Origin of the sequence: Lactiplantibacillus sp. B652 (assembly GCF_023806745.1) — a bacterium.
Taxonomy (GTDB): domain Bacteria; phylum Bacillota; class Bacilli; order Lactobacillales; family Lactobacillaceae; genus Lactiplantibacillus; species Lactiplantibacillus pentosus.
Genome location: NZ_JAMSKY010000009.1, coordinates 137,728 through 148,739, shown reverse-complemented (window position 1 = coordinate 148,739; position 11,012 = coordinate 137,728). Strand labels below are relative to the sequence as shown.

The window sequence follows — 11,012 nt, the reverse complement described above, 5'->3', positions numbered from 1 at the left end:
GAATGATCTTTGAAATAATAACGATTGTCGGCATTATCGCCTTCGCGGTAATCAGTCTCATGCCAGCGACGACTGAGAAGCAAAGTGTTCGGCTGGACCATGGTCGAATGAGTTATAACGGCGCCGTATTCAAACACAAATTTGATGGGCGGGGAACGCTTCAAGTTCAAAAGCAGGGGCGCTACGTGGGTCACTTTGACAATGGCCGGTTTGAAGGCCCGGGCGAGTTTATTGCGCCTAGTGGTTGGCGATTACAAGGAAACTTCGACAAGGGCGAACTCAGCGGTGTCGTCAAGTTACATATTGGTAATAAGACGTACGCGCAAAAAATTACGGCGGATGGGAAGTTAGAAAATGCGGATTAAATGGTTTAGTTTAGTACGAATCACCGGGCTCGTACTGGTATTAACGTACCACTTTTTTCAGACCCAGTTCACCGGTGGCTTTATTGGCGTGGATGTATTCTTCACCTTTTCCGGCTTTCTGATTACGTCACTGATGGTGGACGAATTTGCCCGTTCAGATAATTTTAAACTAATGGCCTTCTATGGCCGCCGGTTTTATCGAATCGTGCCACCACTGTTCATCGCCGTGTTGGTCGTGTTACCGCTGACTTATTTTATCGATCACGATTTTGTGACAGATATTGGCAAACAAGTCGCAGCGGCCTTAGGGTTCACGACTAATTATTTTGAAATTGCGACGGGTGGAAGTTATGAAAATAAGTTTATTCCGCACCTGTTCGTGCATACGTGGTCACTGGCAGTCGAAATGCACTTTTACATCGTCTGGGGCTTCGTCGCTTGGGTCGTTGCCAAAATCAGTCGCCGCTTAGCTAGTGGTCGGCAAGCGTTGACGCGCTTCCGTTGGGGCTTAGGCATTTTAACGACGATCTTTGCGATTGAAAGCCTGGTCATGATGACTTTTGGCGCGGTCGGACTGAAGGATTTTTCACCGGTCTATTTCTCAAGCCTCACGCACTGTTTTCCATTCTTTGTCGGCGGGCTGATTGGAATTTTGAGTGGCATTAAGGCTCAGGGGCCGGTGTATCGTTGGACGACGGCGCACAGCAACCCCATTTTAGCTTCAGCAATTATGTTGATCAGCTTCATTTTATTAGTGACATTGGGTTACGAAATGAAATTTGAAGCCCTGCAGACCTATCAGGGTGGTTTGTTGCTAGCGACGGTACTGGCGGGCGTCATGATTTACGGGGCGCGCTTGCTTCATGACCAGACGCCTAATCTCAACGAACCCCGCTGGATGGGCTTTCTAGCCGACGTCAGTTATAGCGTCTATCTCTATCATTGGCCGTTGTACGTGATTTTTTCACACCTGATGGTCAACTGGTTGGCGGCCTTGCTCACGACGGTACTGTCCATCGTACTTTCAGCCTTGTCGTATTACGTCCTAGAACCAGTGATCGCGGGGAAACGGGGCCATCTCTTTGGTCATCGGGTCACCTGGCGCCAGCTACAATTGCCTGTCATCACGGCGGGCGTTCTGTTGGCGGTCAACGCGGGTGTGGTCATCAGAAATGCGCCTCAATTGTCGACTCTGGAACAAAACCTATGGATCAGTGGCATTTATCAGGACGTCGATAAAGTGGCAACGACCCATGATGCCGTCTTAGCGGCGGTCGCACCGAAGAAAAAGCAAGCGCCAAGCCATAAAAACGCACCAGCCAAGGCACCGGGCGTGTCAATCATTGGCGATAGTGTCACGCTCGGAACGCGCTCTTATCTAGGGGACCACGTTGCCAACAGTAACATTGATGCGGAGGGTGACCGGACGATGAATCTGGCATATAAAGTCATGATGAACCAGCAACGGAGCCACACGCTACGCGAATACGTGGTCATCTGTATCGGGACCAATGCCTTGGATGATTATGAAGAACAAACCATGAAAATCATCCATGACCTGGAGCCGGGGCATAAATTAATCTTGATGACGCCGTATAACGCGCGCGCTGATGCAAACTGGAATTCATCAAAGTTAGCAGTGTTGGAACGCAAATTGCCTGAAAAGTACCATTTCATTACGATTGCGGACTGGGGCAAAATCGCTGCGCAACATCCCGAAGTCTTTAAGGGAACGGATGGGGTGCACTTTGGCGGTATTCGCGCGGGAGATATTCTGTACGCCAAAGTTATCAATGATGCCTTGCATGCGGCCAAGCAGACGCCGGCTAAAGCGAGTTAAGCATTTTGGTAGAAAATGACACTAGCGATGAACCTGCTTGTTGATGAATGAGTGTATGGGTGCGTTAGTGGTGAACTTTTCCGGTAATGAATAAGTATCGAGGCGGCGCTGACGTTGGGTACCGCGATTACCAGGAAAGCCGTCATTTGACAGTGCGATTGCTAGTCAAATAGTCATCCGGCATTTCGATGGCCGGTAAAATTGCAATCCGGAACCAGGATTCTTGATCAAACTAAAGTCTGGTATTTCGATTGCCAGTAAAACTGCGATCCAGCACTCGGACGCCAAGTTAACCTGAGGTCGGACATCATCCTGACCAGTCAAAACTAAATTCGGTCGTGTTTCTGTTATGGAAATGCGGCCGATTTTTTAGTTGCGATTATTAAAATCGTTAGTAGCTTTCACGGTGCCGGTCGAGAAGTCCTAATCTGTGATATCGATGAGGGTGCTACAAGGGGACGGTGACTTGCAATGCCTTTTTTAATAGGTTCCAGCGCAATTGAATCATTATAAACACTGTCATGACAGGATTATCACTGATTTTTTGGTTCAATAACAAATTCAACTATGCATATTAATTGTCTGTTAATAATATTATGGTTATCATAAGCATGTAATAAAAATTCTAAATGTTAAGGAGTGATCACTATGTTAGGATGGCTTTGGTCATTAATCGTTGGTGGTGTTATTGGGGCGTTGGCCGGCGCGATTACTAGTCGGGACGTGCCAATGGGAATTATCGGTAACATCATTGCTGGTTTAGTTGGTGCCTGGATCGGGCAATCACTGTTGGGGACGTGGGGACCATCATTAGCAGGGATGGCGTTAGTCCCATCGATTCTCGGCGCAATTATCTTAGTGCTAATTGTTTCAGCAATTTTCGGCATGACGAAGAAGCGATAGGCGGTGATTAAATGAGCCGCTTTGCGAAGTTCATGGTAACACTTGTCGGAATTATCTTAGTGTTGTTAGCGGTCTTTGAATTAGGTCAATTGTATCCGATTCCGTGGCTCACGGAATGGCTGGCAGAAATGACGGTCAGCTATCCGATGGTCTGGAGTAGCTTGTTGATTGTCTTTGCTGCCGTAGCCGGTATCGTCGGTATTTTGATGATTATTGTCGGTTTGTTCAGACCCGTTAAGGTCAATACGCTGACTTATGAAGGCGATCACGGTCAATTGACGATTCCACAACGGGCTTTGGAACGTGACTTACAGTATCGGTTGGTCAGTCAATTGAATTTGATTGATCCCGATGTCCAAATTAAGTTACGCAATCGTCACCGTGTTCGCGTCAAGATTGACTCGATGGTGAGCGATAAGGCCAAACTAGAGTCAGTGGCACAACAAGCGGCCGTCATTGCGCAGGATTACTTGAGCCAACAACTCGGATTGAAGGTTGAGCAACCGGTCGTCCAAGTTCGGCCAGCTGACCATGAGCGCAAGTTGACCGTGGTGTAAAGGAGGCGCCTAATGAGTAACGCACAGTATGGGTTTCTGATTGGACTGCTTTTGGGAATCGTCTGGGTACTAACCAGTTTTTCAGCAGTCTTATTAGTCGCAGTGTTGGGGCTGATTGGCTGGGCAATTGGGCGATTCGTCCACATTGACTTGGCCGTTGTTAGCCAGAAGTTGAGTGAGTATTTATCTAAATAATGGGAGGAATTACAATGGCACAACCAGAACAACAATTACAGACGCAGTTGACGTTTGACGATGGTGTGATTGAAAAAATCGCCGGTTTAGCTTCACGCAATGTCGACGGTGTATTATCCCTAGAAGGCGGCATGTTAAGCAATTTAACGAATCGTTTTCGTGATGAAGCTGACCCAACGCAGGGGGTCGACGCACAAGTCGGCAAAAAGCAAGTTGCCTTGGATATGACGATGATTGTCGAATACGGCAAGGACATGCGCCAAATCTTCAACCAAATCTGTCAGCGCGTTAAACAGGATGTTGAACGGTATACCGGATTGCAAGTGATTGAAATCAAGGTCCACGTCAGCGATGTGATGAGCAAGCGCGATTGGCAAGACCAGGCGACCGGCAAGCCGAACACCAATCAGTCCACGGACAATCGGCAGGTTGAATAACCTGATTGTGCACTGACGACAATCACGTCGCAGTGCAAGCCAGCCATCGTTGAAATTGCAATAATTGAGTCGTTAGTGCCCACCGTGGCTGAGACGACAGGCTTTAGAGGAGGAATTCTAAATGGCAGACACAACCACGTTACAACCTGAAGTTGTTTTTGATGATAATGTATTAGCAAAGATTGCGAGCAATACGGCCCAAGAAGTTGACGGTGTCTTGAGTTTACAAGGTAACTTGATCGACGACATCTCCAACCGGTTTACCGATAAGGACCGACCACAAACGGGGGTCTCCATCGATACCGATGATGATGATCAGACTGTGGGCATTGAGTTAACGGCCGTGCTCGCATACGGCAAGAACGGGCGAGAAATCTTGAACCGGGTCGCTGAAAAAATCGCCAAAGCGGTCAAATCAATGACTGGCTATCAAGTGACTAAGTTAAAAATGGTCGTTAAAGATATGTTAACGATGGAAGAATGGCGGCAACAGAATGATAAGCAACAGAATGACAAGCAGCAAGACGACAAGCAACCAAGCGAGAAACATCCAGATGAACCGTCGCACCATGAGCAGCATCCAAGCGACAAACAACCAAAACCAGCACCTGACATGCAACATTAAAGTTGACGTCAATCGGTATGGTTAGCGGTGTCCGGCAATTAGGCGGGCACCTTTTTTTGATGGAATGAGCGATTCATGCTTGTAAAAGGGCAGGCTGTTTGTGGCTATCAGTTCGGGAACAGGCAATGGTTAAACTAAATCGAGCACATGGAACGGCGATGGGTGCGTGCTGATGATTTCGACAATTTCGAACAGTCACTTTCTGAAGTTTCATTGAGCTTACCTTACCCAGCGTCGAGATGCAAGCATTGTTTCGCAGCTGATTTGGCGCTATTATTATGGTTATGTGAGTGTATAAATGAAACGGATAAAATTAATCAATGAGGTGATTGAGATGAAAATTGGGATGCGTGCGAACCGACCATTTATTATTACGGCTGAAAATCAGGGACAACCAATCTTGAATGCACAAACGGTTTTGGAAGCGCTATACATGGCGCCAGGTAAGCGGCAGTTAGGTCCAGTCGAAACCTTTGAACCGGAAGACTTAGCCGCGCCGGTCACGCAACCGCGGCAGATTTTTGCCGTTGGAATGAATTACCGTGATCACTCCGAAGAGATTCACATCACGTTACCCAAGGTGCCAAGTATCTTCACGAAGTTCAGCAGTTCACTGGCCCCGGCTAACGTGGTTGTGACTGCCCATGGCCCTAAGACCGATTGGGAAACGGAGCTGGTCGTCATGATTGGTCGTGGTGGGCGTGAGATTCCGGTCGCTGACGCTATGAATCACGTGGCAGGTGTGATGGTCGGCGAGGATTTGTCAGATCGTGACGTCCAGTTTGAAAACGATAATCCCCAGTTTTCAATGGGTAAGTCGTTTGAAAATTACGCGCCGGTCGGACCTTGGCTGACGACGGTTGATGAATTGGCCAGTCTGGATGATGAAGTGATCACGACGACCGTCAATGGTCAGACGATGCAGCAAGCCCCATTGCGGCAGCTGATTTTCAAAGTGCCCGACCTCGTGCACTACTTATCAACGGTTTGTGACTTGCAGCCAGGAGATTTGATCTTCACTGGGACACCGAGTGGCACTGGCGTTGGCCGGGACCCACAAGTCTTTTTGAAGTCTGGCGACCAGCTGACGGGCCACATCACGCACTTGGGAACCTTGAATATCACAATTAAATAAGCGATTTGAAAGTCGGTACGTGTGGCTGGTGATGATTTAGTTTATGAACCAGTTCTACGGCACCAACTTTTTTAGTACAATAAAGGTAATCGTTTGTGCCTGCATGTTTGGTTTCAGCATTGTCACCAACCAGCAGTGCCAGCGCAACTCAGAATAGGGGGATACCGGTACGGGACCGGTTATGAATCAGATGAAAAGAATGTGGGTCGGATTAATTTTAGGCAGTCTATTATTAGCAGGGTGTTCGTCGCAATCGCAGTCGGCAACGAAGCAGTCCAGCGCGAAGACGACAACGACTAAAGTCAAGCACAGCCAGTCGAAGCAAGCAAACGCGGCCAGTGCCAGCGATGATTCAGCGTCCAGCACGCAGGCTACCTTGTGGAATACGGGGAAGAAGGCCGCCTTATCGACGTTTATGGCGTCCTGGCAGAGTGAGATGGGACAGACCTATGTCGGCACGTATGATGACAAGGCACCTGACCATTTGGGCTATCATTTTCCAGAAGTGTTCAAAAATGGACAATTGGATGGCCACGTCAAATGGGGGAGCCAGGCGGTTAGTTTGAAATGGTCGACGGATGGTGAAGACAGCAGTCCGCTGCAAGTTGTCGCGGTCGCAACGGGTGGTAAGGCGAAGGCAATCTATCCAATCACCTACTTCTTCTGCCTGCACAACCAACGGCCAGTGGTATTGGTCACTGAAACGACTAACGGCGACCAGTTGATTCTTCACGATACGCAAAATAGCGCGCTTCAAGCTGGGTTTGCCAAAATTATCACCGGGACGAAACCGGCAATCCTGTCCGATACGAGCCTCACCGCGGGAACGGCCAGTGCTGTCGACGCCAACCAGTGGCCGCAGACCTACCAGGGCACTTGGTATTACTATGATGAGTATAGCCATAAGGTGCAGTCGTTTACGCAAAACAGTACGGATGATTTGAAGCTGGATTATGAACCGTTTGATGGTCGCAAGTGGATCAATATCAAAGGCGCACATCAAGGTGCTGGGGCCGGCAATTATGTCTATTTGCGCTATCACTACTTTGATGGGCGCCAGATTCCAGTCATGATGATGGGGAGTGGCGCTGAAGCCTGGTTTGACGGGAACGCATATCAGAGTGCGGCGACCGCGCAACAAATGCAGCGCTGGCAATATGGTGATGAAACTAAGGACCATCATGATTTTTAACCACCATTTTTGTGGCGAATTTAGGGTGTCCAGATAGCTTGAAAAACAAATAAAAAAATATTAACTGATTTTAGAACCGGACCGCGTATATACGTAAAAAGGCCCGGTTTTCGTTTTGTAAAGTTTATGTATATGTTGAAAAAAGGACGATTCTTTTCTGCAAACGAATGCTATACTGTGAGATAAGTTAATGGTGTCAAGACACATGTGCGGTAATAGTGAGCCCTGGCAATCGTTAATTTGATCATCGAACATCGTGCCGACAGCATGGGGACCGGCGCAAATTCAGGACGTGTGCGATGATACAGGTCAAGGAGTTGGATCGAAAACTGGTGGGGGACGTTACTCCGCTTCACATTGAAGGGGGATCATATGCAACAGATAAATACTGAACATACGCTCAATGTCACAATGGCCATGATTTTAAACATCGGGAATGCCCGCTCACTAATTGCTGCGGCATTAGCTGATGTCGCTGGGTATCGCTACCAAGCGGCTCGTGAAAAAATGCAACGTGCGGAGGCCGAGCTATTGACGGCGCAACAGTTACAGGCTCGGCGGTTGGTCGAGAATGCCGAGGCGCACTGTTTTGTCCATTCCACGTTATTCATGAACGCGCAAGCCACCTTAGTCAAAGTCATGAGCGAATTCCATATGACGCAGAACTTAGTCAGTGCATTTGAACACTGGGAACCGGAGCAGTGAGCGATAGTCGCATTAAGTCCAAGCCTAGTGGCACATTGGGATGGACTAACCGCAATGCGCATGGAATGTTGACCATGGAAACATGCAGACAAGATAAAGCGAGGGACACAGATGACAGTGACTTTTAACGATAACCAGTTCTATCAGATTACGGACCAATCTTTTACTGCCAATCCAAAACTACTAACGAAAGCGAACTTTTCAATCCCATTAACAACGCGAACGATTGCACCACGGCACTACCTGGTCACGTCTCAGCTGACTTATGCCGCCTTAGTAGCAGCGCGTTGGCAACCGGTGACCGGGCCAATCAAGCTAAATAAAAATGAACGGTTGATTTTAGATTTAGGCGCTGTATATGTCGGTCATTTTCAGATTGCGCTCGATGTGGCGGGCTCGCCGATGGATGCACCACTGTTAATGCGAACACGCTTTGCTGAACGCCTACAGGAACTTGGGGTGGACGCCGGTCAGGTTGAAAGTTGGCTACCGTTATCCTGGATTCAAGACGACACCCGGCACGTGGAAGTTTTGCCAGCAACCGTCGAATTTGAACGCCGCTATAGCTGCCGGTATATCATGCTGGAGCCGGTGGGCCAGTCGCTTAAGTGGCAACCCGTGTTGGCGGATGCGGAATTTCGGGCGGCTAGTGCGGTGTTGAAGGAGGCGGTGCGGCCAATTACTTCTGATCCGCCGATGCTGGCGGAAATTGATCAAATTTGTTTGGCAACGTTACGAAACACGATGCAGTCGGTTTTTGAAGATGGCACCAAACGTGATCAGCGTTTGTGGTTGTTAGACTTTCGAATGCAAGCTAAAGTCAATTACGTTACCTTTAAACACAATGCGTTAGCACGCCGATGCTTGTACTTGTTTGGTGCATTCTCAGATTCAGAAGGACGCTTACCGGCTGATATTTTGACGCGGATGAAAGCACCTGTCGCCGATGATTTATTCTGGTTTGATTACCAATTGCAATTTGTCATGGCGCTTGCAGAATACGTAGCGGCGACTAATGACCAGATAGCATTGACGGATCTTTATCCAGTTGCAAAGCGCGCAATGGCCTTCGTCAGAAGCCAGATGACTGCTTCACAGATTATCGGTTCGCGGTCAGACATTTTTGTGGACTGGTCAACTGACTGTGATAAACAGGCAGCAGTACAAGGAATCTTGATTCAAGCAGTGACCAGTCTAATTCAGCTGGCGACCTGGGTTGCGGATATCGAAGTGACAGCGTTCGAATCGTGGTTGGTACAGTTGAAGCAAGCAACCGTGTCAGCTTTATATGATCAGCACCGAGCACTATTTGTCAGTGGACCTAAGAAAGAAGTGAATTTGTTAGGACAAATTCATCTGTTATTAGCGCGAGTGTTGTCCGATAGTGAACAGAAGAGAGCTGTAAATACGCTAATGACCAAGTTTACAACTCAGGCAACCGTCGTTACACCCAGTACTCAGGCCTTACTAGCTGAAGTGTATTTTCAAAATGACTGCACGGATGCAGGCATCGCAGTCATTAATAATTATTGGGGTGCGATGGTCGAGCAAGGTGCGGAGACGTTCTGGGAAGTCTTTGATGTCAACGATGCAGACTATTCACCGTATGGGTCAACACTATTAAATAGTTATTGTTTTGGATGGAGTAGTTATCCGTCGTATTTGTTGCGAACGTATTTGTAAAAGGTATTGATGCAGTCAGTTCGAAGTCAAGCCAACAAGTGAAATTAATGAACATTAGGAGTTTGATGAATCCTTTAGGAAACATCGAACTCCTAACTTTATGTACTGGCGCGTATGATATAATTCTAGTAGTCTCAAGTATTGTGGATAAATCAATTATTGATTGATGAGGAGTGAAATTGGATGCCAAGATACAGTGCAGCAATGGTTTCACATTCTTTCTGGTTTACTGAGTTCCAGGCCTATGTTGAATTACTAAATACAGGTCTCAGTGAAGCTGATATTAGAGTTAAAGCAGAGGAAGAGAATTATTTTAAGCAGAAAACGGCCGCGCGAACGCATGATTTGTTATTGATATTAAAGAAACGGTTAGATACGTTAGATCAAGATTATTTTAGCTTGTTTGCGAGTTTAGATATCAACAATCAAAAGTTAGTTAATCTTGTTTCAATAATGAATATGAATCGTTTATTCAGCGAATTTATGTATGAAGTTTATCGTGGCGAACTGATACTAGGTGATGCACGGTTACATGAATATGAAATTCAAGAATTCTTTAACCAAAAACGAATCGAAAATGCGCAGATTGCTAGCTGGACTGATCAAACTGCGAAACGATTAGCAGGTGTTTTTAAAACATTTTGTCGTGAATCGGGGTTACTCAAAGACCGTGGTGATTATGATGAAGTTCGTCGGCCAATGCTTGATTTGCGCTTAGAGGACTTATTGCAGGAAAAGCACGCTGATCGCAACCTGGCAGTGCTTTTGGGGAGATGATCAAAATCGAAAGTACAACAACGAAGCTAGAACATTTGCAAAAGAAGATTATGAATCAGGATTTTCAAGAAAGTCGTGGTTTGTCTAACGAGGTTTCATATTATATTTTAGGTTATGCGCCCGAAGATCAACCGCTTGTTCGTGAGGCGATTGATAAGATGGAAATGCGCTTCAACCAAGCATCTGTAGGTGTTGATATTATTGAGTTCAACGTCTATCAAATTATGTGGAAACTTTTGGATGAGATTGGTATTAGGCAGAATGTTTTTGATATGGAGAAAGACGAAGGTATTGAATATTTAACAGAGCAGCTAAACAATGTGCTAAAAATGACAGATTCAGAAAACTTATTTGTAGCGTATATGGAGAAACATTTGCATACTGAAAATTCAGTCATTTTTTTAACTGGCATTGGTGAGATTTTTCCATTAATACGTGCTCATAAAATATTGAATACGATGCATCAGATTATTTCAGCTGTACCAGTTATTTTGTTTTATCCTGGTGAGTATAATAGCTTAAGCCTTAGTATGTTCGGGGAAACTAAGGAAGATAACTATTATCGTGCGTTTCAGATAAATTAGAAGTTTTTTACAAG

At 46.6% G+C, this 11,012-nt stretch carries 13 protein-coding genes; all 13 read left to right on the top strand.

Annotation, left to right across the window (positions count from 1 at the left end):
• Positions 1 to 2: 2 nt before the first annotated feature.
• The 13 genes from MZO40_RS11925 (at position 3) to MZO40_RS11865 (ending at position 10,998) form a co-directional block, all read left to right on the top strand.
• A complete protein-coding gene (locus MZO40_RS11925; RefSeq protein WP_225083345.1) occupies positions 3 to 365 on the top strand; it encodes a hypothetical protein in 363 nt (120 codons plus the stop codon).
• Positions 355 to 2,205 carry an acyltransferase family protein gene (locus tag MZO40_RS11920; RefSeq protein ID WP_105961062.1) on the top strand — a complete coding sequence of 617 codons (1,851 nt, stop codon included), beginning with the start codon at positions 355 to 357 and terminating at the stop codon, positions 2,203 to 2,205. Before MZO40_RS11925 ends, MZO40_RS11920 begins: the two co-directional genes overlap by 11 nt.
• Positions 2,206 to 2,853: 648 nt before the next feature.
• Positions 2,854 to 3,108 (top strand): GlsB/YeaQ/YmgE family stress response membrane protein, encoded by a 255-nt coding sequence (locus MZO40_RS11915; RefSeq protein ID WP_003637989.1) that lies wholly within the window; start codon positions 2,854 to 2,856, stop codon positions 3,106 to 3,108.
• 11 nt (positions 3,109 to 3,119) lie between these two features.
• The gene (gene amaP, locus MZO40_RS11910; protein ID WP_088769912.1) at positions 3,120 to 3,665 is read left to right on the top strand and encodes an alkaline shock response membrane anchor protein AmaP; all 546 of its coding nucleotides are present in this window, start codon (positions 3,120 to 3,122) and stop codon (positions 3,663 to 3,665) included.
• A 12-nt stretch (positions 3,666 to 3,677) separates the two neighbouring features.
• On the top strand, positions 3,678 to 3,860 hold the full coding sequence (locus MZO40_RS11905; RefSeq protein WP_050339037.1) for a hypothetical protein: 183 nt from the start codon (positions 3,678 to 3,680) through the stop codon (positions 3,858 to 3,860).
• A 14-nt stretch (positions 3,861 to 3,874) separates the two neighbouring features.
• Positions 3,875 to 4,297, top strand: coding sequence for an Asp23/Gls24 family envelope stress response protein (locus tag MZO40_RS11900; protein ID WP_050339036.1), 423 nt, complete (start codon positions 3,875 to 3,877; stop codon positions 4,295 to 4,297).
• A gap of 121 nt (positions 4,298 to 4,418) precedes the next feature.
• Positions 4,419 to 4,922, top strand: coding sequence for an Asp23/Gls24 family envelope stress response protein (locus MZO40_RS11895; protein WP_122217953.1), 504 nt, complete (start codon positions 4,419 to 4,421; stop codon positions 4,920 to 4,922).
• Positions 4,923 to 5,256: 334 nt separating this feature from the next.
• Complete coding sequence (locus MZO40_RS11890) at positions 5,257 to 6,057, top strand: fumarylacetoacetate hydrolase family protein (protein ID WP_165861052.1); 801 nt, start codon at positions 5,257 to 5,259, stop codon at positions 6,055 to 6,057.
• A gap of 181 nt (positions 6,058 to 6,238) precedes the next feature.
• Complete coding sequence (locus MZO40_RS11885) at positions 6,239 to 7,249, top strand: DUF4767 domain-containing protein (RefSeq protein WP_105961059.1); 1,011 nt, start codon at positions 6,239 to 6,241, stop codon at positions 7,247 to 7,249.
• Positions 7,250 to 7,621: 372 nt separating this feature from the next.
• Entirely contained in the window at positions 7,622 to 7,954 is a 333-nt protein-coding gene (locus tag MZO40_RS11880) for a PTS lactose/cellobiose transporter subunit IIA (protein WP_088769908.1), read from the top strand.
• A gap of 111 nt (positions 7,955 to 8,065) precedes the next feature.
• Entirely contained in the window at positions 8,066 to 9,637 is a 1,572-nt protein-coding gene (locus tag MZO40_RS11875) for a family 78 glycoside hydrolase catalytic domain (RefSeq protein ID WP_146128243.1), read from the top strand.
• 183 nt (positions 9,638 to 9,820) lie between these two features.
• Complete coding sequence (locus MZO40_RS11870) at positions 9,821 to 10,414, top strand: DUF1819 family protein (RefSeq protein WP_105920581.1); 594 nt, start codon at positions 9,821 to 9,823, stop codon at positions 10,412 to 10,414.
• 35 nt (positions 10,415 to 10,449) lie between these two features.
• Positions 10,450 to 10,998, top strand: a complete 549-nt coding sequence (locus MZO40_RS11865) for a DUF1788 domain-containing protein (protein WP_165861051.1) — start codon at positions 10,450 to 10,452, stop codon at positions 10,996 to 10,998.
• The last annotated feature ends 14 nt before the right edge of the window (positions 10,999 to 11,012 follow it).

Excerpts from the sequence above, each read along its gene's own strand:
- MZO40_RS11925 (WP_225083345.1), top strand. The coding sequence starts at position 3 with ATGATCTTTGAAATAATAACGATTGTCGGCATTATCGCCTTCGCGGTA.
- MZO40_RS11920 (WP_105961062.1), top strand. The coding sequence starts at position 355 with ATGCGGATTAAATGGTTTAGTTTAGTACGAATCACCGGGCTCGTACTG.
- MZO40_RS11915 (WP_003637989.1), top strand. The coding sequence starts at position 2,854 with ATGTTAGGATGGCTTTGGTCATTAATCGTTGGTGGTGTTATTGGGGCG.
- amaP (WP_088769912.1), top strand. The coding sequence starts at position 3,120 with ATGAGCCGCTTTGCGAAGTTCATGGTAACACTTGTCGGAATTATCTTA.
- MZO40_RS11905 (WP_050339037.1), top strand. The coding sequence starts at position 3,678 with ATGAGTAACGCACAGTATGGGTTTCTGATTGGACTGCTTTTGGGAATC.
- MZO40_RS11900 (WP_050339036.1), top strand. The coding sequence starts at position 3,875 with ATGGCACAACCAGAACAACAATTACAGACGCAGTTGACGTTTGACGAT.
- MZO40_RS11895 (WP_122217953.1), top strand. The coding sequence starts at position 4,419 with ATGGCAGACACAACCACGTTACAACCTGAAGTTGTTTTTGATGATAAT.
- MZO40_RS11890 (WP_165861052.1), top strand. The coding sequence starts at position 5,257 with ATGAAAATTGGGATGCGTGCGAACCGACCATTTATTATTACGGCTGAA.
- MZO40_RS11885 (WP_105961059.1), top strand. The coding sequence starts at position 6,239 with ATGAATCAGATGAAAAGAATGTGGGTCGGATTAATTTTAGGCAGTCTA.
- MZO40_RS11880 (WP_088769908.1), top strand. The coding sequence starts at position 7,622 with ATGCAACAGATAAATACTGAACATACGCTCAATGTCACAATGGCCATG.
- MZO40_RS11875 (WP_146128243.1), top strand. The coding sequence starts at position 8,066 with ATGACAGTGACTTTTAACGATAACCAGTTCTATCAGATTACGGACCAA.
- MZO40_RS11870 (WP_105920581.1), top strand. The coding sequence starts at position 9,821 with ATGCCAAGATACAGTGCAGCAATGGTTTCACATTCTTTCTGGTTTACT.